Here is a 23,959-nt window from a genome sequence, read left to right as displayed (position 1 = left end):
CCCCATGTCCTGCACCTTCCACAGCTACCGCCCGGCAGACGGACACCGCCTTCCGCACGACCCGTTCAACGCCATCATCGGCCCACGCCCGATCGGCTGGATTTCCAGCTGCGACGCCGAAGGGACACTGAACCTGGCGCCGTACAGCTTCTTCAATGCGTTCAACTACACCCCGCCGATCATCGGCTTCTCCAGCCAGGGCCGCAAAGACTCGCTGCGCAACATCGAAGCGACCGGTGAGTTCGCCTGGAACCTGGCGACCTTCGACCTGGCCGAAGCAATGAACGAAAGCTGTCGTGGGGTCGGGCCGGAGGTCGACGAGTTCGCCCTGGCCGGGCTGACGCCACTGGCCTCCACACAGGTCGCGCCACCCCGCGTGGCACAGAGCCCGGTGAGCATGGAGTGCCGTTGCACCCAGATCGTGCGCCTGCGCGATGCCGCCGGGCAGGACACCAACGGCTGGCTGGTGCTGGGCGAAGTGGTCGCAGTGCACATCGACACCCGTTTGCTGGTCGACGGCATCTACGACACCGCTGCAGCGGCGCCTATCCTGCGCGGCGGCGGCCCCGCCGACTACTTCCGCATCGGCGCCGAACAACGCTTCCGCATGTTCCGCCCAGCCTGAGCCTCAGGCTGCCGACACACGCGCCAGCAGCGTCGGCAGCGACGAGGCCAGCAGCGCGATGCCGGATGCGGTCAGCAGACTCAGTACGATCTGCCGGAAGCGCGCCTCGCTGATACCGATGTAGACCCGCGCGCCCAGCAGGGTCGGCACCAGCATGGCCGGCGCCACGATGGCGAAGTACGGCAGCATCTGCCGCGTCACCAGGCCACTTCCGACATAGGTGGCCATGGTCACCGCCAGCATGGCCAGGTTGAAGTTCTGGATGACCGCGCGCTGCTCGTCCTTGCCGAAGCCGCGCAGCGTGCTCCACAACGTCGGCACCGGCCCGGCGAAGCCACCGATGCCACTGAGCGCGCCACCGGCCATACCGGCAATGGCGTCACCCACGCGCCCTCCGACGGTGATCGGCGGCAACGAGCGCGCCATCAGCATCACCGGGCACCACAGCGCCAGGAAGCCGCCCAGCAAAGCCTTGAACCAGTCCATGTCCAGCTGCGGCAGCAGCATCACGCCCAGCGGAATGCCAGCCAGCCCACCCAGCACGAAAGGCAGCAGCAGGCGCGGATTGAAGCCGCGGCGCACGGTGAACACCGCCACCAGCTGGCCGACCAGCGCGCCGAACACCGACAGTGTGGCCGCCAGTCGCGGCTCCAGCCCCCATGCCCAGAACGACATCGCCACCATGCCGAAGGCGAAACCCGACAGCCCCTGCACGAATCCGGCGACGATCGCGCCGAGCGCGACCAGCAGGTACACCGATTCCATCACCACCTCGGTTGCAGCGGCGCGGCTACCCTGCCGCGCCCACCTGTGCAGCGTAGTGCGCCGCGAGATGCTCGACCAGCGCACGCACCTTGGGGGCAAGCGCACGCGCATGTGGATACAGCGCGAAGTAGCGTCGCTGCCCCGCATGCCACGCTGGCAGCACACGGATCAATCGACCGGCGCGCAGGTCTTCCTGCACCGTCAGCGCGGTGAACAGGCTGATGCCCATTCCCGCCAGCGCGGCGGCATACAGCGCTGGCGTGGCATCCACGCGCAGGCGCTGGCCAGCCTCGATGTTCATGCTGGCACCACGTGGCCCCTGCAGCTGCCAGGGCGGCATCGACGGCGTGGGACTGAAGCCCAGCAGGGCGTGCTGCGCAAGGTCGGCCGCCTGCCGCGGCAGGCCGTGCCGGGCCAGATAGGCTGGCGCGGCCACCAGTATGCGCGGGCAGCTGGCCAGTTCACGTGCGACCAGTTGGCTGTCCGGCAACGCATGCGCGATGCGCAGGGCCAGGTCGAACCCACCGCCCACGACATCGACCAGCTGATCATCGGCCGACAGATCCAGCGAGACCTGCGGGTAGCGCTGCAGGAACGACGGCAACCACTGTGGCAACTCCTGGCTGGCGACCACCTGCGGCACGCTGATCCGCACTGAGCCACCGGGCCGGGCCTGTCCTGCGCGCGCGCGGTCATCCGCCTCCTGCAGACGATCGAGCAGCGCGCCGGCCTCCTGGTAGTAATCGCGTCCGGCTTCGGTCAATGACAGCCGGCGGCTGTTTCGATCGAGCAGGCGCACCTGCAGATGGTCTTCCAGTTGCCGCAGCTGCCGAGACATCGCCGAGTGGGTCGTGCCCAGACGTTCGGCCGCAGCAGTGAAGCTGCCTGCGTCGACGATGGCGCGCAGCGCACGCAGGGCAGCGAAATGATCCATCAGCGGGCAACTCCACCTGGCGGGGGCCCACGGCATGCGGGCCCTACCAGCTTATCAAGCGCCGTCGCCGGCCTTGCGCACCGGCAGCGCCAGGATTGCATCGGTACTCAGAACGTCACCAAAGGTATCCTCGATCTGCGCCAGCGAGGCCTCGTGCAGCGCGCGATGATCCATGCGCTGGCCGCCGGCCAGATCCAGATCGCGACTGGCCGACGCATCGGACGACACGATCACCCGGTAGCCGCGCGGTGCGGCGGCAGCGTCACGGGCGGCGCCGGCCACGCAGGCATGGGTCTGCAGGCCGGTGACGATCAGCGTGTCGATGCCGGCGTCCTTCAGCACGGTGTCCAGCACGGCAGCCGAGGCGCCGGCGAACACGCTCACGTTGTCCTTCTGCACCACGGCCTCGCCCTGGCGCGGCAGCAGGCCGCGATGAAAGGCGGCGTTGACGCTGCCCTGCGCGAACAGCGGCGCGCCGGCCGGCAGCACATGCTGCACGTGGATCACGCGGATGCCGTTGGCATCGGCGAACTCGACCACCCGCTTCGCCTGGCGCAGCGCGGCTACGCCGTCAGGGATGACCATGCGGCCACCAGCAAAGCCGGGCGCGGCACTGGCGTCGAAGTATTCGTTCTGGAAATCGATGACCAGCACGGCGGTCTTCGCGGCATCCAGCGAGGCCGCGACCGGCGCGCCGGCCATATGGCGGATGGTGGGATGGGCCGGTTCGGCAGCGGCGACCGGGGCGGTGGCGGCCATGCCGATCAGGCTGGCCAGGCCGAAGGCGGAAAGGTTCATGGGGCGACTCCTGTGCGGTGGGAAGTGGGCACAGGATGCGGAGCGGCTGGCGCACGAACCAGCCGGGATCGGGCACATGATCTGTACGATAAACGCACAGATAACCGCCTGTAGCCACCCCATGGGTGGCTGCGGATCAAAGCCCCGCCATCCACGCATGGCGTGGATCTACCGAGTCAGCCCACAACGCAACGGGGCGCCCGAAGGCGCCCCGCTGTGGATCCAACCGAGGTCGACCGGCCGCTTACAGGCGGGTGGCGATGGCCTTGGCGAAGCTCATGGTGGTACCGGTGCCGCCGAGGTCGCCGGTCAGCGAATCCTTGGCTTCCATCGTGGCCACGATGGCCTTGCGCAGGCGCTCTGCGTTTTCCGGCTGGCCGATATGGTCCAGCATCTGCGCGGCTGCCAGCAGCAGCGCGCACGGATTGGCCTTGCCCTGGCCGGCGATGTCCGGCGCGGTGCCGTGCACGGCTTCGAAGATCGCCGCGTCCTTGCCGATGTTGGCACCCGGGGCCAGGCCCAGGCCGCCCACCAGGCCGGCGCACAGGTCGGAGATGATGTCGCCGAACAGGTTGGTGGTAACGATCACGTCGAACTGTTCCGGACGCATCACCAGCTGCATGCAGCAGTTGTCGACGATCATTTCCTGGAACTCGATGTCCGGGTACTGCGCGGCCACTTCACGGGCGACGTTCAGGAACAGGCCCGAGGTCGACTTGATGATGTTGGCCTTGTGTACGGCGGTGACCTTCTTGCGGCCGACGCTGCGGGCCAGCTCGAAGGCGTAGCGCACGATACGCTCGGAACCCTTGCGGGTGATGCGGGTGCCGGAGAAGGCGGTCTCGCCATCAGCCGACACTTCCTGGCCTTCGGCCAGGTACGCACCTTCGGTGTTCTCACGAACGGTGATCAGGTCGACGTTGTCGAAACGCGACTTGGTGTTCGGGAAGGTGTGGGCCGGACGCACGTTGGCGTACAGGTCGAAATGGCGGCGCAGGCTGACGTTGATCGAGGTGAAGCCACCACCGACGGGGGTGGTCAGCGGGCTCTTCAGCGCGACCTTGTTGCGCGCGATCGATTCCAGGGTCACCGCCGGCATCAGGTCGCCGTGCTTTTCCAGGGCCACCAGGCCGGCGTCGGCGTCTTCGTACTCCAGGCCAGCGTTGAGCTGGTCGAGCACGAACAGGGTGGCGTCCATGATTTCCGGGCCAATGCCGTCGCCGCGGATGACCGTAATTTTCTGCGTCATTGATCGATGTTCCGAACAGGGGGAAAAACGCCGTCCGGACGTGCCCGGAAACGCCGGCGCAAAGGAAGTTTCACCCGCAATTATGCCTTAGCCGGGGGCGGCTACCCAAGTAGACGATGGTCCCGGCCCCGGCCAAGACATAATTGCCCGCGCATTCCTCCTCTACCCCCGCCTGTCGGCGCGCCCCTTCAACAAGAAGGGGCTCCTGGGCTGAGAGATAGCGGTAAAGGCCCCTGCGCGCGTCCGGTAGCGCCGGGCCATGCCCAGCGGCCGTTTGTTCAGGTATCCGCCGGGCATGGCCCGGCGCTACCTCAGTGCTCGTGCGCTGCCGGGGCGGCCGCGCCGCCTTCAAGCTGGTCGAGGAAGTCGACCGCGCGGCGCAGGTGCGGGATCACGATCGAGCCGCCGACCACCAGGCCGACCGAGAAGGTCTCGAAGAACTCCTCACGGGTCACCCCGGCGTCCTTGCACTGGGCCACGTGGTAGCTGATGCAGTCGTCGCAGCGCAGCACCATCGAGGCCACCAGGCCCAGCAGTTCCTTGGTCTTCACGTCCAGCGCGCCGGCCTGGTAGGTCTGCGTATCCAGCGCGAAGAAGCGCCGCACCACCTGGTTCGGCTCGCCCAGGATGCGCTCGTTCATGCGCTTGCGGAACTCGGTGAACTCGGCGATGCGGTCCTTGCTGCCGTCGTCGGCCGTGCTCATGCCTGGCCCTGCCCGGCCAGCAGCGGCTCAAGCTTGCCTTCACGGTGCAGGGCCATCATGTCGTCGTAGCCGCCAACATGGACGTCGCCGACGAAGATCTGCGGCACACTGGTGCGGCGGGTCAGCGCCATCATCTTCTCGCGCTCGGCCGGGTCCAGGTCGATGCGGACCTCGGTCCACTGCTGGCCCTTGCTCTTGAGGAAGTTCTTGGCGGCCACGCAGTACGGGCAGACGGCGGTGGAATAGATGGTGATGGCGGGGGCACCGCCGGCGGTCTGGGCTGTCACGGGAAACTCCACGATGGATCGACGGTCTACATATGGTACCGGCGCGCTGGAATTTCCACGCCACCGCCGCAACACTGTGGATTAACGAATGGTTGCCCCCTGCCCTGCCACGCTTGGCGCGCCCTGCCCGAGGACCTTCTGCTTGCGAGCCCTGCTGCTGACTACCGCCGTCACCCTGGCCCTGGCCATGCCGCTGGCCCAGGCCCAGGAGAAGCTGCCCGACATCGGCTCCTCGGCCGGCGAGCTGCTGACCCCGGCGCGCCAGGCCGAGTACGGCGCGATGATGCTGCGCGAGCTGCGCAACTACGGCTACCTGCTGGACGACCCGCTGGTGAACGATTGGCTGCAGACCATGGGCACCCGGCTTGGCTCCAACAGCGACCAGCCGCGCCAGCCCTACACCTTCTTCGTGATGAAGGACCGCCAGATCAACGCCTTCGCGACCCTTGGCGGCTACATCGGGGTCAATGCCGGCCTGGTGCTGACCGCCGAACGCGAGGATGAGGTGGCTGCGGTGCTGTCCCACGAAATCGCCCATGTCACCCAGCAGCACGTGCTGCGCGGGGTCGAGCGCGCCCAGCGCGACCAGATTCCGATCCTGCTGGGCATGCTGGCTGCAGTGGTGGCTGCCCAGGCCAGCAACAGTACCTCCTCGGGCAACGCGACCATGGCCGCGATCAGCTCGGGCATGGGCCTGATGCAGCAGCGGCAGATCAACTACACCCGCTCCAACGAATCGGAGGCCGACCGCCTCGGCATTCGCACCCTGTCGCGCAGCGGCTATGACGTGGACGCGATGGCCGGCTTCTTCGAGCGCATGTCGGCGGCGATGCGCGGCAACGAGGGCGGCTACAGCGTGCCCGAGTTCCTGCGCACCCACCCGGTCAACATCACCCGTATCAGCGAGGCCAAGGCCCGCGCCGAGCAGATGAAGAAGGACACGGTGCTGCTGACCACCAGCACCCCCAGCGGCGAACGCAAGGAGCGGGTGAATCCGGCCGATCCAGGGCTGGCCGAGCCGCTGCTGCGCGGAAACAACCCCTTGCTGCCCAGCAGCGTGCTGCGCATTCCGGTCGGCCAGCTGGCCCGTGGCGCCAGCGGCGACTTCGAGTGGGCACGGGAACGCCTGCGGGTGCTGAGCGCCGATTCCACCGCCGAGCTGGAGCGCGAATACGCGGACATGGCCAAGCGGCAGAAGGACGGCCTCAACGACGCCCAGCGCTACGGCCAGGCGCTGGCTGTCATGCGCGGCGGCCGCAGCGGTGCCACGCAGGCCCGGCAGACCCTGGCCAGCCTGCTGCAGACCCGCCCGGACAACCTGTGGCTGGCACTGGGCCTGGGCGAGGCCGAATCGCGTGCCGGGCTGGGCGCGCAGGCCAACACCCGTTTCGAGCAGCTGCTGCGCGAGCACCCCAACAGCCGGCCCGTGGCCCTGACCTACGCCGAGATCCTGAACGAACAGGGCACCCGAGAGGCGGGCCAGCGCGCGCAGGCCATGCTGCGGCCCCTGCTGTCGCAAAGTGGTAACGATCCGGTCTTCCAGCAGCGATACGCCCGCGCCAGCGAGCTGGCCGGTGACAGCGTGCGCGCCAGCGAGGCCTATGCCGAGGCCGCCTTCCTCAGCGGCCGCCCGGAGCAGTCGCTGATGCAGCTGCAGGCGCTCAAGCGCAACCCGGCGCTGGACTACGTGGGCCGGGCACGGGTGGACGCACGCATCGAGGCGATCACCCCCACCGTGCTGGAGCTGCGCCGCCAGGGCGTGCAGGACCCGGACCTCGACCGCCGCTGAGTGCTGCATGACCGGTCGATGGCAATCCCGGCCGGTTCCGGCCAGGTAGTCACAAACATGTCATCAAACCGTAGTCTACTGGCACCACTCCAGTAACCGAGCCCTACGGTGTCCTCGTGCAGAAACGCATCCTGATCGTCGATGACGAGCCCGCGATCCGTGAAATGGTCGCCTTCGCCCTGCGCAAGGGCGATTACGAACCGGTCCACGCCGGCGATGCCCGTGAGGCCCAGACCGCGATCGCCGACCGCGTTCCCGACCTGATCCTGCTGGACTGGATGCTGCCCGGCACCAGCGGCCTGGATCTGGCCCGCCGCTGGCGCAAGGAAACGCTGACCCGCGAAGTACCGATCATCATGCTGACCGCCCGCGGTGAAGAGAACGACCGTGTCGGTGGCCTGGAAGCCGGTGTCGACGACTACGTGGTCAAGCCGTTCTCGGCGCGCGAACTGCTGGCCCGCATCCGTGCGGTCATGCGCCGCGCCCGCGAGGACGACGAGGACGGCAGCGTGGCGGTCGGCCCGATCCGCATCGACGGCGCCGCCCATCGCGTGTTCGCCAACGACCAGCCGGTGCCGATCGGCCCGACCGAATACCGCCTGCTGCACTTCTTCATGACCCACCCCGAGCGCGTCTACACCCGCGCCCAGCTGCTGGACCATGTGTGGGGCGGCAGCGTGTACGTGGAGGAGCGCACCATCGACGTGCACATCCGCCGCCTGCGCAAGACGCTGGAACCGTTCAACGCCGAGAACATGGTGCAGACCGTGCGCGGCGCCGGCTACCGCTTCTCCACCGCCACCTGAGTCTCGTCGTGCCGGCGCCGCGCACCCGCGGGTGCCGGCACCGGCAACTCTGCTATAACCCTCGGTTCACCCCAGTGAACCGCCGCACCTCAACGACGAGATCGCAATGCCCCGCCACATCCGCTCTGCCTGGTTGAAGACCCTGGCCACCGTTGCCGCGGTACTGCTGTTCTCCGGACTGGTGGGGTGGTTCACGGGTCACCTGTGGTTGTGCATCGCACTGGGCGCGCTGGCCACCCTGGCCTGGCATTACTGGCGGCTGCGCAGCGTGCTGCGCCGGCTGACCGCGCGCCAGCGCTGGGACACCGCGGAGGAAGGCACCGGCGTCTGGAACGAGCTGGACCGCCTGCTGTACCGCAACCAGGTGGAAATGCGCGTTCGCAAGCGCCGCCTGCTCGACATGCTGCGCAGCTACCGCGCCGCCGCCGCCGCGTTGCCCGATGCCGTGGTGGTACTGGACCGCAACAGCCAGCGTGTGCAGTGGTTCAACGAAGCGGCCACCGCCCTGCTCGGCCTGCATCATCCGGGGGACCTCGGCGAAGCCCTGGTCGAACGCCTGCAGCCGATGCCGCTGGCACACTGGCTGGCCGGTGGACGTAATGCCGAGCCGATCCTGGATGTGCCCTCGCCGGTCGATCCGGCGATCCGCCTGAACCTGCGCCTGATTCCCTATTCGTCGGACTACTGGCTGCTGATCGCCCGCGACGTCAGCAAGCTGCTGCGCCTGGAACAGGTGCGCCGCGACTTCGTCGCCAACGTTTCACACGAACTGCGCACGCCGCTCACCGTGGTGCACGGCTACCTGGACATGATGGACCCGGAGGATTTCCCGGGCACCGGTCCGATGCTGGAAGAGATGCGCAAGCAGAGCCAACGCATGGCCCAGCTGGTGGAAGACCTGCTGACCCTGTCGCGCCTCGAATCGCAGGAACACAGCGAGGAAGAAACCGTGGCCATGCAACCGATGCTGGCCACGCTGCGCCGCGAGGCCGAGGCGCACAGCCAGGGCCGCCACCAGATCAGCATCGACGATCTGGCCGGCGTCGACCTGCAGGGTTCCACCAAGGAGCTGCACAGCGCCTTCTCCAACCTGGTGACCAACGCGGTGCGCTATACCCCGGCCGGTGGCCGCATCGCGGTGGAATTCCGCCGCGAAGGCGACGGCGCGGTGCTGGCGGTGCGCGATTCCGGTTACGGCATCCCGGCCACCCACCTGCCGCGGCTGACCGAACGTTTCTACCGTGTCTCCAGCAGCCGTTCCCGCGAAAGCGGCGGTACCGGCCTGGGCCTGTCCATCGTCAAGCACATCCTCGGCCTGCACCACGCGCGGCTGGAGATTGAAAGCGAGGTTGGCAAGGGCTCGGTGTTTTCCTGCCATTTCGATGCCGACCACGTGCGCCCGCGCGAGTCCGCCCCCCTGACTTCCATCGAAGAATGACGCCATGAGCAGCCTCGGATCCCTCCCCCTCCCCGTGAGCCCGGACAACGATCCGTTGCGCGACCCGGCGCTCTACATCAACCGCGAGCTGTCGCAGCTGGATTTCAACTTCCGCGTGCTGGCCCAGGCGATGGACCCGCAGGTGCCGCTGCTGGAGCGCCTGCGCTTCATGTGCATCTCCTGTACCAACCTCGACGAGTTCTTCGAAATCCGCGCCGCGGCCGTACGCCACGCGCAGGAGTTCGGCCTGCCGCCGGCACCGGACGGAATGAGCCCGCAGGCCATCCTCAACGCCATCCACGACCGTGCCGCCGAACTGGTGGACCAGCAGTACCGCTGCTGGAACGAGACGCTGCGCCCGGCACTGATGGAGGCCGGCATTGGCGTACTCGGCCGGCATTCGTGGACCCACCGCCAGAAGCGCTGGCTGCGCGCGTACTTCCGCAACGAGATCATGCCGGTGCTGTCGCCGCTGGGCCTGGACCCGGTGCATCCGTTCCCGAAGATCCTCAACAAGTCGCTGAACATCGTGGTGGTGCTGAAGGGCACCGACGCGTTCGGCCGTGCCGGCCACCTGGCCATCGTGCGTGCGCCGCGCTCGCTGCCACGCATCATCCAGCTGCCGGAGAAGCTCGGCGGATCGCAGAACTTCGTGTTCCTGTCGTCGGTGCTGTCCACCTTCGTCGATGAGCTGTTCCCGGGCATGGAAGTCCAGGGGGCCTACCAGTTCCGCGTTACCCGCAACTCCGAGCTGGTGGTGGACGAGGAAGAAGTGGAGAACCTGGCGCTGGCATTGCGCGACGAACTGGTCGACCGCGGCTACCGGCCGGCGGTGCGGCTGGAAATCGCACAGGACATGCCACGCGACATCGTGCGCACCCTGCTGCAGAACTTCGGCCTGACCGAGAACGCGGTGTACCGCATCGACGGCCCGGTCAACCTCAACCGCATCATCCAGCTGTACGACCTGATCGCGCAGCCGGACCTGAAGTACCCGCCGATGACCCCGCGCACGCTGCGCGACAGCGACGGCATCTTCGAGACGGTCGCGCGCCAGGACCTGCTGCTGCACCACCCGTTCGATGCATTCACCGCAGTGCTGGACCTGATCCGGCAGGCGGCGACCGACCCCAATGTGCTGGCGATCAAGCAGACCCTGTACCGCACCGGCAAGGATTCGCTGATCGTCGACGCGCTGATCCAGGCTGCACGCAACGGCAAGGACGTGACCGTGGTGGTCGAGCTGCGCGCGCGCTTCGACGAGGAGGCCAACCTGGGCCTGGCCGATCGCCTGCAGGAAGCCGGCGTGCAGGTGGTGTACGGCGTGGTCGGCTACAAGACCCACGCCAAGATGCTGCTGATCGTGCGCCGCGAGGGCCGCAAGCTGCGCCGCTACGTGCACCTGGGCACCGGCAACTACCACAGCGGTACCGCCCGCGCATACACCGACATCAGCCTGATCACCGCCGATGCGGACATCGGCAACGACGTGCACCTGCTGTTCCAGCAGCTGTCCGGGCTGGCCTCGAAGATGAAGCTCAAGCGCCTGCTGCAGTCGCCCTTTACCCTGCACACCGGCATCCTCGGCCGCATCGAGCGCGAAACGCGCATCGCCGCCGCCGGCCGCCCGGCGCGGATCATCGCCAAGATGAACGCGTTGAACGAACCGCAGGTGGTACGCGCGCTGTACGCCGCCTCGCAGGCCGGCGTGCAGATCGACCTGATCATCCGCGGCGCCTGCACTCTGCGCCCGGGCGTGCCGGGCATCTCGGACAACATCCGCGTGCGCTCGATCGTCGGCCGCTTCCTGGAGCACAGCCGCGTCTACTGGTTCGGCAACGACGGCGCACCGGAGATGTACTGCGCCAGTGCCGACTGGCTGGAACGCAACCTGCTGCGCCGGGTCGAGACCTGCTTCCCGATCCTCGACCCGGAGCTGGCCAAGCGGGTGTACCGCGAAGTGCTGCAGAACTACCTTGACGACAACCTCAACGCCTGGGAACTGGATGCCGACGGCATCTACCACAAGCGTGCACCGGCCCACGACGAAGCACCGCATTCTGCGCAGATGGCATTGATGCAGGGCCTCTGATCCGGTACGTGTCGACCAAGGTCGGCGCGTTTGGACTCATCCACGCATGGCGTGGATCTACCGTGTCGACCAAGGTCGACACCCACCAACAGCCGCACAGCACGCCGTCCCGGCAGATCGCAGGGAACTGTCGAAGGCGGGGTGGGTCCGGTTGCGGGGGTGTCCGCGGCATGGATGCCGCGGCCAAGCCCCCAAGGGTGAGGGCGCTTTGCTTGCGGAGCATTGCTTCGCAAGCGCCCGAACGCACAGCCGCCAGCGGCTGGGCAGGACCGCGGAGCGGGGTTCACGGCGTCCCCCGCAACCGGACCCACCCCGCCATCCCACGGATACCCCGCTTTTGACGTTGACGTTGATTCGGCAGGTGCAGGGCGCAGCCCTGCCGCACTCCCCTCTTCCAAAATGTGAAGGCCACGCGGTGACGAGCACACCGCCCCTTCGGCTAACATTCGTCCATGCCGCACACCACCACGACTCCGCCCGCATTGCAGGATGGCGACCTGCTGGCCGCCATCGACCTTGGCTCCAATAGTTTCCACATGGTCATCGCGCGCTACACGCTCGGCCAGCTGCGGGTGATCGACCGCCTCCGCGAGACGGTGCGCATGGCCGACGGCCTGGATGGCAAAGGTGGCCTCTCTGCCGCTGCACGGCAGCGTGCGCTGGAATGCCTGGCCCGTTTCGGCCAGCGCATCCGCAACGTGCCGCCGCACCGGGTACGCGCATTGGCCACCAACACCGTACGCCAGCTGCGCTCGCCGCAGTCGTTCCTGGTCCCTGCCGAAACCGCGCTGGGGCACGCCATCGAAGTGGTCAGCGGACGCGAAGAAGCGCGCCTGATCTACCTGGGCGTGGCCCATGCGCAACCGCCCAAGCCCGGCCAGCGCCGGCTGGTGATCGACATTGGCGGTGGCTCCACCGAATTCATCATCGGCATGGGCATGCAGACCCTGGAGCGCGAGAGCCTGCAGGCCGGCTGCATTGCCAGCACCCGGCGCTTCTTCCCCGGCGGCAAGCTGAGCAAGAAGCGCTGGAAGGACGCGCTGGCGGAGATCGGCCGCGAGTTCCAGCCCTTCGCCAGCAAGTACCGCGCGCTGGGCTGGCAGGAAGCACTGGGCTCGTCGGGCACGCACAAGGCAATCAGCGAGATCTGCGCGACGATGAAGCTGAGCAAGGGCGCGATCACCGCCGAGGCCCTGCCCCAGCTGCGCGACGAACTGCTGAAGGCCAAGAAGATCGACGACATCCAGCTGCCGGGCCTGTCCAGCGACCGCCGCCCGATCATCGCCGGCGGCATCCTGGTGCTGGAAGCGGCCTTCCAGGCGCTGGGCCTGCAGAAACTGCTGGTCAGCAAGGCGGCGATGCGCGAAGGCATCCTGTACGACATCGTCGGCCGCGCCGGTGAGAACGACCTGCGTGACGAATCGGTGGCCGCGCTCAGCCAGCGCTACGACATCGACACGGTACAGGCCGACCGCGTGCAGGACACCGCGCTGTCGCTGCTGGAGCAGGTGCAGGAGCGCTGGAAGCTCGATGCCGACGACGCACGCATGCTCGGCTGGGCCGCGCGCCTGCACGAACTGGGCCTGATGATCGCCCACAGCGGCTATCACGTGCATGGCAGCTATGTGCTGGAGCACTCGGACATCGCCGGTTTCTCGCGCCAGGAGCAGCAGATGCTGGCCGCACTGGTACGCAGCCATCGCCGCAGTGTGACCAAGACCGCCTTCGACGCCCTGCCCGAGCGACTGCTGTCGACCGCACGCCGGTTGGCTGCCCTGCTGCGCCTGGCGGTACTGCTCAACCGTGCCCACGAGGACGATCCGCTGCCGGCGTTGGAACTGACCGCCGACGACAACCGCCTGTCACTGATCGTGCCGCAGACCTTCATCGATGCCCGCCCGCTGCTGCGCGCCGACCTGATCGGTGAGACCGACGGCCTCGCTGGCCTGGGCATCCAGTTCCGGCCGTTCGTGGCCTGATCCCTACTGCCAGGGCGGCGCGTCACAACGCGTCGCCATAGGCCTCCTCTGCGCGTTTTCCGCGCAATTCCTGCTGCATCGCAGCAGTTGAAGCCCGACGCTGGCTATGCCGAAATGGCATAAGCATCTGCTTTTGTTCATTTTTCGTGAAATCACGTGAAGTGAAGCGACACCTTTCGACACGCTCTCTTTACAGGATGTTAACCAACGAGACTACTATCGGTCGTCGGTCTGATTAACGACCGGCTTCATCGACGTCCGGAGTGACGTCTCGCGCACGACCTGAGAGAGAGATCGTTAATGACTTCACGTACCACCGCGCTGGGCCAGGCCATCCGTTACGCCCTGGCGACCACCGCTACGCTGGCTGCCCTGCCGGCCTTCGCCCAGAGCAGCAGCACTGCACCGACCACCCTGGACCGCATCGAGATCACCGGTTCGCGCATCCGCCAGGTTGACGTTGAAACCGCCCAGCCGGTGCTGGCCCTGTCCCGCCTGGACATCGAACGCCAGGGTTTCAGCTCGGTGTCGGACATCCTGCAGAACGTCACCGCGATGGGCAGCCCGACCATCAGCCGCGCCAACGTGCTGTCGGCCGGTGAAGATGCCGGTGGTACCTACGTCAACATGCGCAACCTCGGCACCCAGCGCACGCTGGTGCTGGTCAACGGCAAGCGCCTGGGCATCAGCACCTCCGGCTTCCAGGACGTGTCGACCCTGCCGGTGTCGGCAGTGGAACGCATCGAAGTGCTGAAGGACGGCGCCTCGGCCATCTACGGCTCCGACGCGATGGCCGGCGTGATCAACATCATCACCCGCACCAACGTCAGCGGCATCACCGCCAACGTCTACCACGGCCAGTACGGCGAAGGCGACGGCGCGCGTGACCGCTTCGACGTGGTTGCCGGCTGGTCCAACGATCGCTTCTCGGCCACGTTCGCTGCCGAACACTCCGAAGAAAAGGCCGTGTGGGCGCGTGACCGCGGCTTCAGCCGCTACAGCAACACCGATCGCCACCCGACCGATGGCTGGACCACCAACAGCCAGTGGGGCCAGTTCTATGGCGTGAAGGGCGGCCCGGGCTGCACCAATGCGAAGGAAGGCTGCAACTACGCACTCAACCGCGGCAGCGACCCGACCAACCCGGCCAACTACCACTTCACCGATCCGACCGCGTTCACCGGTGACGTCAGCAACACCAATGATCAGATGCACCTGAGCTATCCGATCAAGCGAGATTCGCTGTACTTCTCGGGCCAGGCCAACATCACCGACAACGTGCGCTTCAAGGCCGAACTGGGCTACAACAAGCGCTCCTCGACCCGCGTCACCGCCGGCTATCCGTTCGATGTCGACGTCGCCAAGATCGACCCGATGTCGATCGACAGCTACTTCAACCCGTTCGGCAACCAGCATGGCTATGCCACGCCGACCGCAGTGAAGTGGAACCGTCGCCTGTGGGAGCTGCCGCGCACCAGCACCAGCGAACTGAAGACCTACCGCGCCGTGGCCGCGTTCGACGGCTCGTTCGAGATCGGCGAGCGCTACTTCGACTGGGAAGTGGGCTACCAGTACAACAAGAACGAGCTGCGCCAGCACACCACCGGCAACCTGCACAAGGGCCGCGTGCAGGCCGCTACCGGTCCGTCGTACTACAACGCCACCACCGGCAAGGTCGAGTGCGGCAAGCCCGGCGCGCCGATCGCCGGCTGCCTGCCGTGGAATCCGCTGGTTCCCTACGGTGTGGACAGCCCGTACGGCATGACCAACAACCAGGCCCTGCAGGACTGGCTGTTCCCGGCCGAGAACGCGACTGGCCGCACCACCTCCAAGAACGCCTTCGCCACCATCAGCGGCAGCCTGTTCACCCTGCCTGCCGGTGACCTGGGCTTTGCCTTCGGCGTGGAAAACCGCGAGGAAACCGGCAAGTTCGTGCCGGATGCACTGGCCCAGACCGGTGCCACCACCAACCTGGCCGCTGGCCCGACCGGTGGCTCGTACAAGGTGAAGGAAGCCTACCTGGAGTTGAACGTGCCGGTGCTGGCCGACCTGCCGGGTGCCCGTGAGCTGAGCCTCAACGCCGCGACCCGCTTCTCGGACTACAACACCTTCGGCAACACCCTCAACAGCAAGTTCGGCTTCAAGTGGAAGCCGATCGACCAGCTGCTGGTGCGTGGTACCTGGGCACAGGGCTTCCGTGCCCCGACCATCTCCGACCTGTACGGTGGTGGTTCGGAGACCTTCGCCAACTTCTCTGACCCGTGCGACAGCAAGTACGGTTCGGCCAAGAGCAGCGCCGAAGTCCGCGCACGCTGCGCGAAGGACATCGCCGATGTCGCCAACTTCCGCCAGCTGGACAGCAGCAACAAGCCGACCGAAGGTTCGGTCGCCGCTACGCCGACGCCGTTCATCGGTGGCTCGAACCCGAACCTGAAGCCGGAAACCTCGACCAGCCGCACCCTGGGCGTGGTCTGGAGCCCGACGTTCGTCAGCAACCTCAATGTCTCGCTGGACTGGTGGAAGATCCGCATCGACGACACCATCGTCGACGACAGCCCGAACCAGATCCTGATCGACTGCTACGAGCAGGGCCTGGCCGATCGTTGCGCGCGCTTCACCCGCAATCCGTCCAACGGCATCGTCACCGGCCTGAGGTTCGGTGGCCGCAATGCCGGCTTCGCCGAAGTCGAAGGCTACGACATGGACCTGTCGTACCGCCTGGAGACCGACTACGGCAAGCTGAGCACCTCCTGGTCGACCACCTACGTGGCCAAGGACATCTCCCGCTCGTCCAACGACAGCTCGATCGTGCCGACCGTCAGCAACGGCATCGTCACCAACTCGGGCATCGGCTTCCGCGTGCGTTCGAACCTGACCGTCGGTTGGGACCTGGAGAACTTCGGCGTGAGCTGGACCGCGCGCTACTACTCCAGCGTCAAGGAACAGTGCGTCAACCCGACCAAGTACGCCGATGAGTGCTCCGATCCGGGCGTGATCGCGCCGTGGTACAAGGGTGCGCGCAACTACAACGAGCGTGGCGCAGTGACCTTCCACGATCTGCAGTTCCGCTACAACCTGCCGTGGGATGCCACCGTTTCGGTGGGCGCCAACAACGTGTTCGACAAGCAGGGCCCGGTCATGTACACCAAGCCGCGCTCGGTCTTCTCGTACTACGGCGGTTACGACATTGGTCGTTTCATCTACATGAAGTACACCCAGCGCTTCTGATCCATCCGCGCTGTTGAAGCTCCACGACCACGGCCCTTCGGGGCCGTGGTTTTTTCTGTTTCCACGCAGGTTGTCGCTGCCTGCAATTGCCATGACGCATTCGATCCAGAGTCGCGGCGAGGGGGCTTCGTCCATCGCTCCCACGTCGATCACATCAATCGATTGATTCACTTCCGGTTTGTGCGGAAGCGTCATGCCGTTCCATGGCGATTTCGTCCTTTCCCCATACCTCTCCCTCTCCTCCTTCACTAGGTTCGAACAACCACCGCCCGCGGTGGCGTTGGCGCAGCCCGCTTGGCCGCGCACCGAAGACTTCGAAGACTGAGAGAGAGAGACCCATGACCATCCGTATTCCCGCACTGGGGCTGGCGATCCGTCGCGCACTTGCGATCACGGCGACCACAACCCTGGCCGCTCCCGCACTCGCCCAGCAGGCACCGGAAGCCACCACGCTGGACCGCATCGAAATCACCGGCTCACGCATCCGCCAGGTCGACCTGGAAACCGCGCAGCCGGTGCTGACCGTCAGCCGCGCCGACATCGAGCGACAGGGCTTCAACTCCGTTGCCGACATCCTGCAGAACCTGACCGCGACCGGCAGTCCGGCATTGAGCCGCGCCAGCCCATTGAGCGCCGGCGAAGCCGCCGGCGGCAGCTACGTGAACATGCGTGGCCTCGGTGCGCAGCGCACCCTGGTGCTGGTCAATGGCAAGCGGCTGGGCATGACCACGTCTGGCTTCCAGGATATCTCCAGCATTCCTGCCGCTGCGGTGGAACGCATGGAAGTGCTCAAGGACGGTGCCTCGGCCATCTACGGGTCCGACGCGATGGCCGGCGTGGTGAACATCATCACCCGGCGCAACGTCCAGGGCGTAACCGCCAACGTTTACCATGGTCAGTTCAGCGAAGGCGACGGTGCCCGTACCCAGTACGACGTGGTTGCCGGCTGGTCCAATGACCGTGCTTCCATCAGCATTGCTGCCGAGCATGTCGAAGAAAAGGGCGTCTGGGCGAAGGATCGTGGCTTCAGTGCCTACACCTATACGGATCGCCATGCGGATGAGGGCTGGACCACGGTCGGCCAGTGGGGTCGCATCACCGGCTTCAAGGGCCCCGGTTGCAACAACAGCCGGGGCTGCAGCTACTCGCTCGACCGTGGCAGCCAGCCAGGTGGGCCGGACAGCTTCCACCTCAGCGACAACACACCGTTCACCGGCGATGTCAGCAACAGCAACGAGCAGATGCATCTGCAGACGCCGATCAAGCGCGATTCGATCTTCGTCGACGCACGCGCGGATCTGAACGACCAGATCCGTTTCAACACCCAGCTGGCCTGGAACCGGCGCACCACCACCCGGCAGGTCGCCGGCTACCCCTTCCAGTCCGGCCCAGCCGAAATCACCCCGATGTCGGCCGACAGCTGGTTCAATCCGTTCGGCAACCATCACGGCTATGACACGCCCAGCGATGTGCACTGGAACCGTCGTGCCTGGGAAATTCCGCGCGTCAGCACCAGCGAACTGACCACCTGGCAGGGCGTGGCGGCATTCGAGGGCAGCTTCGAATTCGGCGGTCGCGACTTCGACTGGGAAGCGGGTTACCAGTACAACCGCAGTGAGCTGACCCAACGCACCACCGGCAACCTGCACAAGCAGCGCGTGGCCGATGCCACCGGTCCTTCGTTCTACGACCCGGCAACCGGCAAGGTCGAATGCGGAACGCCGGATGCGCCTATCGCGGGCTGCAAACCCTGGAACCCGCTGGTTCCGTATGGCCAGGACGACCCCTATGGCCTGACCGGCAACCCGGAACTGCAGGACTGGCTGTTCCCGGAAGAACTCACCCGCGGCCGCACCACCACCCGCAACCTGTTCGCCAACCTCAGCGGCAGCCTTGCCAGCCTGCCCGCCGGTGAGCTGGGCTTCGCCGTGGGTGCCGAGAGCCGCCGCGAGGACGGCCGCTTCATCCCTGATGCGCTGGCGCAGGCCGGTGCCACCACCAACCTGGCGGCAGGGCCCACCGGTGGCGGCTACCGCGTCGACGAGGCCTACCTGGAACTGAGCGTGCCGGTGCTGCGCGACCTCGCCGGTGCCCGCGAACTGACCTTCAGCGCGGCGACGCGGTACTCGGACTACTCCACCTTCGGCGGAACCCTCAACAGCAAGTTCGGCTTCACCTGGAAGCCGATCGATCAGCTGCTGGTCCGCGGTACCTGGGCCCAGGGCTTCCGTGCGCCGACCATCGCCAACCTGTACGGCGGCGCCTCGGAGACGTTCACCACCGGCTTCCGTGATCCCTGCGATACGGTCCATGGCGCAGCCGCAAGCAGTGCCGAGGTTCGCGCCCGCTGCGCCGCCGACATCGCCAATGCCGACGCCTACCGCCAGCTCGGCCAGGGCAATGAACCCATCACCGGCAGCAGTGGACAGACGCCCGTGCCCTTCACCAACGGCTCCAACCCGGACCTGCAGCCGGAAACCTCGACCAGCCGCACCCTGGGCCTGGTCTGGAGCCCGACGTTCGCCGAAGGACTTCACATCGCACTGGACTGGTGGAAGATCCGCATCGACAACACCATCGTTTCCGACCATCCCAATGACATCCTCCGCGACTGCTACGAGCTGGGTATTGCCGAGCGCTGCAGCAGCTTCACCCGCAATCCGGAGCTGGGCATCGTCAACAAACTCAACTTCGGCAACCGCAACAGTGGCTTCCGCCAGGCAGAAGGCTATGACCTGGAGATCGGCCACAAGGTCGAAACCAGCTGGGGCAAGCTGAGTGCCGACTGGAAGACCACCTACGTGGTCAACGCCGAAGAGAAGACCACCAACGAAGCCGGCGTACCGGCCATCCCCAGCAATGGCATCGCCACCAACGGCGGCATCGGCTTCCGCGTGCGCTCCAACGCATCGCTGGGCTGGGAGCGTGGCAATCTCGGCCTGACCTGGGGCCTGCGTTACTTCTCAGCGGTCAAGGAACGCTGCCTGGGTGCCGAGGACTATCCGAACGAATGTTCCCATCCTGGCCAGCGTGCGCCGTGGTTCAGCGGTACGCGTGACTACAACCGTCGTGGATCGGTCACCTTCCATGACGTGCAGGCGCGCTACAGCCTGCCGTGGGACGCCACCGTTTCGATCGGCGCCAACAACGTGTTCGGCCGCCAGGGTCCGGCCATGTACAGCCAGCCGAGTTCCAACTTCTCCTACTACGGTGGCTTCGACATCGGCCGTTTCATCTACATGAAATACCAGCAGCGCTTCTGATCCACGCACCACGCACGGTGCCCACCACGGCCCTTCGGGGCCGTGGTGGCGTAGGCTTCCGACCGCGTCATCTGCCGGTCGCAAAGCGGTCACATCGGCTACATCGCCAGGCCCGAGCATGCCGGAAACCCGGAGGCCCGCCATGCGCTATGCCATCGTCACCGAGACCTATCCGCCGGAAGTGAACGGCGTTGCCCTCACCGTACAGGGGCTGGAGCAGGGACTGCGCAACTCCGGCCATGAAATCGACCTGATCCGGCCCCGCCAGGCCAACGAAGCGCTGGACTCCGCACCGGGCACCCTGTTGGTTCCTGGTGCCGCCCTGCCGCGCTACCCCGGCCTGCGCTTCGGCATGCCGGCACCGATCCGGCTCGGTCGCCACTGGCAGCAGCAGCGCCCGGATGCCGTCTATGTCGCCACCGAAGGCCCGCTGGGCTGGTCGGCGGTGCGCACCGCACGGCGCCTCGGCATCCCGGTGGCCAGTGGCTTCCACACCCGCTTCGACGAGTACCTGCCCGACTACGGCGTGGCCTGGCTGCAGGCCGCCGCGATGCGCTGGATGCGCCGCTTCCACAACCAGGCCGATGCAACCCTGGTACCCACCCGCGAACTGCAGCAGTTCCTCGGCGAGCAGGGCTTCGAACGCGTGCGCCTGCTGGCACGCGCGGTCGACAGCCAGCAGTTCGATCCGAACCGTCGAGACCCTGCCCTGCGCGAAGAGTGGGGTGTGGACGGCAACGGCCTGGTGGCGATCTACGTCGGCCGCATCGCCGCAGAGAAGAACCTCGGGCTGGCGGTGAAGGCCTTCCGCCGGCTGCAGCAGATCCGTCCCAAGGCGCGCTTTGTGTGGGTGGGTGATGGCCCGGCCCGCGAAAAGCTGGCGCATGAAAATCCCGACTTCATCTTCTGTGGCATCCAGCGCGGCGAAGCCCTCGCGCGTCATTTCGCCAGCGGCGATCTGTTCCTGTTCCCCAGCCGCAGCGAGACCTTCGGCAACGTGACCCTTGAAAGCATGGCCAGCGGCGTGGCAACGGTGGCCTTCGACTACGGCGCTGCGCGCGAGTACCTGCGCAATGGCGAGAATGGCGCCGCAGTGGACAACGATGAGCAGTTCATCGAAGCAGCCGTGCAGCTGGCCGCCGATGACGCGCAGCGCCACGTGCTGGGCGGCAACGCCGCACGCGCGATGAAGCGCCTGCATCCGCAGCAGGTGGTGGCGGAATTCGACGCCCTGCTGGCCGAACTGGCCCAGTCGCGGAGGACCGGCCATGCGCACAACGCGGCTTGAACTGCTGGCCGACCGCGAAGCACGCCTGTGCCGGCGGGCCAACCACTACTGCCGCCGCCGCCGCGTGCGCCGCCTGTTCGCGGTCATCAGCCGGCTCGGTGATGGCGTGTTCTGGTATGTGCTGATGGGCGCCCTGGTGCTGCTTGATGGCTTCGACGGCCTGCGCGCGTCCGTGCACATGGCCGCCACCGGCCTGGCCGCGTTGTTGCTGTACAAGGGCCTCAAGCGCTGGACCCGGCGCCCGCGCCCGTATGCTGCCGACCTGCGCATCCGCGCCTGGGTGGCACCGCTGGACGAGTTCAGCTTCCCCTCCGGGCATACACTGCACGCGGTGTCGTTCACCATCGTGGCGCTGGCCTACTACCCGTGGCTGGCGCCCCTGCTGGTGCCGTTCACCGTCGGCGTGGCGCTGTCGCGGGTGGTGCTGGGCCTGCACTATCCGTCCGATGTGCTTGCCGCCACCGGCATCGCCATCGGACTGGCCTCGGCCAGCCTGGCCTGGTTGCCGTTGCCGGTGTAGCCCCTGGGGTCAGATGCCGGCGGCGCTACCGACATCGTTGATGCCCTAGAATGACCGCATGACCACGCTGTTCATTTCCGACCTGCACCTGGACCCCAGCCGTCCGGAGATCACCGACCTGTTCCTGCGCTTCCTGCGCGAACAGGCGCCCGGCGCCGATGCGCTGTACATCCTCGGCGACCTGTTCGAAGCCTGGATCGGCGACGACACGCCCTCGCCCGCCGCCGATGCGGTGGCCGACGCGCTGAAGGTGCTCTCCGACAGCGGCGTGCCGGTGTATTTCATCCGCGGCAACCGTGACTTCCTGCTTGGCGAGGACTACGCGCGCCGCGCCGGCCTGCGCATCCTGCCCGACCCGTGCGTGATCGAGCTGTACGGTCGCCCCGTACTGCTGCAGCACGGTGACCTGCTGTGCACTGATGACATTCCTTACCAGCAGTTCCGTGCACAGACCCGTGACCCGGTGTTCCAGGCACAGTTCCTGTCACAGCCGCTGGCCGCGCGCATCGCATTCGCGCAGAAGGCGCGTGAAGCCAGCCAGGCCCGCCAGTCGGAAATGAAGCAGGGTGATCGTGCGCAGTTCGAGACCGTCACCGACGTGGCTCCGTCCGAAGTCGATGCCACCTTCGTGCGCCATGGCGTGGACACCATGATCCATGGCCACACCCACCGTCCGGCGATCCACTCGCTGCAGGCCGGTGGTCGCGCCTGCACCCGCATCGTGCTGGGTGACTGGTACGAGCAGGGTTCGGTGCTGCGCGTGGATGCCAGCGGCTGGTCGCTGGATACGCTCGCGCGCGCCTGAGCACGGCGGCAACACCCGCGACCGCGCAAGGCGGCCGCGGGCGCAGCACTCAGCGGAAGGCCGCGATGGTGGCCTTGGTATTGACCAGTACGCGCTGGTTGTCGGCGGTACTGGCATTGCCCATCGGGATGCCGTTGTAGCTGATGTTCGGGTTGGACCAGTAGTTCAGGCGCGGGCAGCCGGCCGAGCAGTCATAGGCCATGATCGTGCGCCAGCGCGAACCAGAGGACGGCTCGTAGCGATAGCCGTGCCCATAGGCATAGGGCGACGTGCTGGGATCACTGGCGATATCGTGCCGCGCACTCTGCAGATGGCCGATCTCATGCGCGAAGGAGTAGTAGCCGGTCGCGCAGTCCCAGTACACCGCCGCGAAGGCCGTCGATGCCGTCGAGCCGATGCCCGAGGCCAACCCGCAGTAGCTCGTGTTGTTGATCAGCAGGACACCGACATCGGCCGCGGTGTTGTTGCGGCTGGTGTGGATGCTGTCCATGTAGCCGTCGCTGGTGTTGCGGAAACGGGTCAGGTCGGTGGTGAAATTGCCGGACTCGGTGTAGTTGGTGGTCTCGTAACCGGCCAGCTGCAGGGTGATGCCGACGTTGCTGTTGACGTAGCCCTGGTTGGACTCGGCCACCGCCAGCTGCACCAGCGACTGCATGTTGCCGCCATAGGCAGTGACCGCCGCATTGGTCGCCACCACCAGCACGCGGATGGTCGCCGGCGATCCCGACGAGGCCTGCGCGATGCCGATGTGGTCGTTGTCGGCCATCGGGATCTTCGGCAGCTGGTTGTAGTCGGCCGGATGATCGGCCGGCATCCGCGATTCATCGACCTCGACCAGCACGTGGCGGTTACCCAGTGGACGCAGGCGATAGAGCTTGCCGTCCTTGCGGATTGAACCGGTGAGGGTGTTGCCCGAACGCACCAGGATCAGCGAATTGCCCGGATCGTCCTGGCCATTGGACGTGGCGGCGGTCAGCTTGTCCGAAGGTGAGCGGAACTGGCCGTACCAGATGCTGCCACCATCGGGCAGTGCCTCGACCTTGCTGCGTACCGCCTGCACCTGCTTGCCGAGCAGTTCGAATTCGAGCTGCGGCTGCGCCGTAGCCGTCGCGTCGACACGTACTTCCTGCACCGTCGCCGTGGACGGGGTGGCCAGCAGCTTGCCCAGGGCAGGCTCACTGTTGGCCGATGCCCGGCTGATGACCGTTACCGGTTCGAACAACGGTGCCGCATGCGCGGCAGCCGCCACCGACAAACCCAACACGAGGCCACCTGCCGCTTTGCCAATCGATCTGGACAACATTGCGTCGCTCCTTGAATGATGTGAACAGCGTTGATGCAGCACGCCCGGGTTTGCCGGGTTTGGCCATATGGCCTGCGCGGGTCGTG

The 23,959-nt window shown here is 66.7% G+C and carries 18 protein-coding genes; 11 read left to right on the top strand and 7 right to left on the bottom strand.

All coding sequences use genetic code 11. From position 1 onward, the window contains the following. The first annotated feature begins 4 nt into the window (after window positions 1-4). Window positions 5-625, top strand: a complete 621-nt coding sequence (locus AC5P57_RS00395; RefSeq protein WP_142807345.1) for a flavin reductase family protein — start codon at window positions 5-7, stop codon at window positions 623-625. Window positions 626-628: 3 nt separating this feature from the next. Here the strand turns inward: AC5P57_RS00395 and AC5P57_RS00390 are convergent, their stop codons facing one another. The 6 genes from AC5P57_RS00390 to grxC all read right to left on the bottom strand — a co-directional run bounded on the left by AC5P57_RS00390 (window position 629) and on the right by grxC (window position 5,362). Further along, window positions 629-1,390 (bottom strand): sulfite exporter TauE/SafE family protein, encoded by a 762-nt coding sequence (locus AC5P57_RS00390; protein WP_262235964.1) that lies wholly within the window; start codon window positions 1,388-1,390, stop codon window positions 629-631. Between the two features lie 25 nt (window positions 1,391-1,415). Beyond that, window positions 1,416-2,324 (bottom strand): LysR family transcriptional regulator, encoded by a 909-nt coding sequence (locus AC5P57_RS00385; RefSeq protein WP_262235963.1) that lies wholly within the window; start codon window positions 2,322-2,324, stop codon window positions 1,416-1,418. 54 nt (window positions 2,325-2,378) lie between these two features. Further along, complete coding sequence (locus AC5P57_RS00380; RefSeq protein WP_262235962.1) at window positions 2,379-3,122, bottom strand: cysteine hydrolase family protein; 744 nt, start codon at window positions 3,120-3,122, stop codon at window positions 2,379-2,381. 244 nt (window positions 3,123-3,366) lie between these two features. Next, complete coding sequence (locus tag AC5P57_RS00375; protein ID WP_099551263.1) at window positions 3,367-4,371, bottom strand: isocitrate dehydrogenase; 1,005 nt, start codon at window positions 4,369-4,371, stop codon at window positions 3,367-3,369. Window positions 4,372-4,682: 311 nt separating this feature from the next. Continuing rightward, a complete protein-coding gene (locus AC5P57_RS00370) occupies window positions 4,683-5,075 on the bottom strand; it encodes a carboxymuconolactone decarboxylase family protein (RefSeq protein WP_053462275.1) in 393 nt (130 codons plus the stop codon). Then, window positions 5,072-5,362 (bottom strand): glutaredoxin 3, encoded by a 291-nt coding sequence (grxC, locus tag AC5P57_RS00365; RefSeq protein WP_004154541.1) that lies wholly within the window; start codon window positions 5,360-5,362, stop codon window positions 5,072-5,074. Before grxC ends, AC5P57_RS00370 begins: the two co-directional genes overlap by 4 nt. Before the next feature lie 142 nt (window positions 5,363-5,504). Between grxC and AC5P57_RS00360 the strand changes: the two genes are divergently transcribed. From AC5P57_RS00360 to lpxH, 10 genes are all read left to right on the top strand, one after another. Continuing rightward, window positions 5,505-7,151 (top strand): M48 family metalloprotease, encoded by a 1,647-nt coding sequence (locus tag AC5P57_RS00360; RefSeq protein ID WP_049431132.1) that lies wholly within the window; start codon window positions 5,505-5,507, stop codon window positions 7,149-7,151. Between the two features lie 116 nt (window positions 7,152-7,267). Further along, the gene (gene phoB / locus AC5P57_RS00355) at window positions 7,268-7,957 is read left to right on the top strand and encodes a phosphate regulon transcriptional regulator PhoB (protein WP_005408258.1); all 690 of its coding nucleotides are present in this window, start codon (window positions 7,268-7,270) and stop codon (window positions 7,955-7,957) included. A 106-nt stretch (window positions 7,958-8,063) separates the two neighbouring features. Next, entirely contained in the window at window positions 8,064-9,395 is a 1,332-nt protein-coding gene (gene phoR / locus AC5P57_RS00350) for a phosphate regulon sensor histidine kinase PhoR (RefSeq protein ID WP_087921666.1), read from the top strand. A gap of 4 nt (window positions 9,396-9,399) precedes the next feature. Continuing rightward, a complete protein-coding gene (gene ppk1 / locus AC5P57_RS00345) occupies window positions 9,400-11,487 on the top strand; it encodes a polyphosphate kinase 1 (RefSeq protein ID WP_099551265.1) in 2,088 nt (695 codons plus the stop codon). 452 nt (window positions 11,488-11,939) lie between these two features. Next, the gene (gene ppx / locus AC5P57_RS00340) at window positions 11,940-13,466 is read left to right on the top strand and encodes an exopolyphosphatase (RefSeq protein WP_099551266.1); all 1,527 of its coding nucleotides are present in this window, start codon (window positions 11,940-11,942) and stop codon (window positions 13,464-13,466) included. Window positions 13,467-13,766: 300 nt separating this feature from the next. Further along, window positions 13,767-16,694 (top strand): TonB-dependent receptor domain-containing protein, encoded by a 2,928-nt coding sequence (locus AC5P57_RS00335; protein WP_099551267.1) that lies wholly within the window; start codon window positions 13,767-13,769, stop codon window positions 16,692-16,694. Between the two features lie 338 nt (window positions 16,695-17,032). Beyond that, window positions 17,033-19,957: a TonB-dependent receptor domain-containing protein gene (locus AC5P57_RS00330; RefSeq protein WP_262235961.1), complete on the top strand. Its 2,925-nt coding sequence runs from the start codon at window positions 17,033-17,035 to the stop codon at window positions 19,955-19,957. Between the two features lie 142 nt (window positions 19,958-20,099). Then, window positions 20,100-21,245, top strand: a complete 1,146-nt coding sequence (locus AC5P57_RS00325) for a glycosyltransferase family 4 protein (RefSeq protein WP_099551269.1) — start codon at window positions 20,100-20,102, stop codon at window positions 21,243-21,245. Next, window positions 21,226-21,765: a phosphatase PAP2 family protein gene (locus tag AC5P57_RS00320; protein WP_099551270.1), complete on the top strand. Its 540-nt coding sequence runs from the start codon at window positions 21,226-21,228 to the stop codon at window positions 21,763-21,765. The genes AC5P57_RS00325 and AC5P57_RS00320 overlap by 20 nt, the downstream gene beginning before the upstream one ends. A 58-nt stretch (window positions 21,766-21,823) precedes the next feature. Continuing rightward, complete coding sequence (lpxH, locus tag AC5P57_RS00315; protein WP_099551271.1) at window positions 21,824-22,570, top strand: UDP-2,3-diacylglucosamine diphosphatase; 747 nt, start codon at window positions 21,824-21,826, stop codon at window positions 22,568-22,570. Window positions 22,571-22,619: 49 nt separating this feature from the next. Here lpxH and AC5P57_RS00310 read toward each other — a convergent pair whose 3' ends face one another. After that, window positions 22,620-23,873: a zinc-dependent metalloprotease gene (locus tag AC5P57_RS00310; protein ID WP_099551272.1), complete on the bottom strand. Its 1,254-nt coding sequence runs from the start codon at window positions 23,871-23,873 to the stop codon at window positions 22,620-22,622. Between the last annotated feature and the right edge of the window lie 86 nt (window positions 23,874-23,959).

It is taken from the genome of Stenotrophomonas sp. YJH_SMC_79 (assembly GCF_059367995.1).
Note: the sequence above shows the minus strand (reverse complement) of the source record. Positions and strands in the feature narration are given on the sequence as shown.

Coding starts and splice junctions, on each gene's coding strand:
- AC5P57_RS00395 (WP_142807345.1), top strand. CDS start 5: ATGTCCTGCACCTTCCACAGCTACCGCCCGGCAGACGGACACCGCCTT.
- AC5P57_RS00390 (WP_262235964.1), bottom strand. CDS start 1,390: ATGGAATCGGTGTACCTGCTGGTCGCGCTCGGCGCGATCGTCGCCGGA.
- AC5P57_RS00385 (WP_262235963.1), bottom strand. CDS start 2,324: ATGGATCATTTCGCTGCCCTGCGTGCGCTGCGCGCCATCGTCGACGCA.
- AC5P57_RS00380 (WP_262235962.1), bottom strand. CDS start 3,122: ATGAACCTTTCCGCCTTCGGCCTGGCCAGCCTGATCGGCATGGCCGCC.
- AC5P57_RS00375 (WP_099551263.1), bottom strand. CDS start 4,371: ATGACGCAGAAAATTACGGTCATCCGCGGCGACGGCATTGGCCCGGAA.
- AC5P57_RS00370 (WP_053462275.1), bottom strand. CDS start 5,075: ATGAGCACGGCCGACGACGGCAGCAAGGACCGCATCGCCGAGTTCACC.
- phoR (WP_087921666.1), top strand. CDS start 8,064: ATGCCCCGCCACATCCGCTCTGCCTGGTTGAAGACCCTGGCCACCGTT.
- ppk1 (WP_099551265.1), top strand. CDS start 9,400: ATGAGCAGCCTCGGATCCCTCCCCCTCCCCGTGAGCCCGGACAACGAT.
- ppx (WP_099551266.1), top strand. CDS start 11,940: ATGCCGCACACCACCACGACTCCGCCCGCATTGCAGGATGGCGACCTG.
- AC5P57_RS00335 (WP_099551267.1), top strand. CDS start 13,767: ATGACTTCACGTACCACCGCGCTGGGCCAGGCCATCCGTTACGCCCTG.
- AC5P57_RS00330 (WP_262235961.1), top strand. CDS start 17,033: ATGACCATCCGTATTCCCGCACTGGGGCTGGCGATCCGTCGCGCACTT.
- AC5P57_RS00325 (WP_099551269.1), top strand. CDS start 20,100: ATGCGCTATGCCATCGTCACCGAGACCTATCCGCCGGAAGTGAACGGC.
- AC5P57_RS00320 (WP_099551270.1), top strand. CDS start 21,226: ATGCGCACAACGCGGCTTGAACTGCTGGCCGACCGCGAAGCACGCCTG.
- lpxH (WP_099551271.1), top strand. CDS start 21,824: ATGACCACGCTGTTCATTTCCGACCTGCACCTGGACCCCAGCCGTCCG.
- AC5P57_RS00310 (WP_099551272.1), bottom strand. CDS start 23,873: ATGTTGTCCAGATCGATTGGCAAAGCGGCAGGTGGCCTCGTGTTGGGT.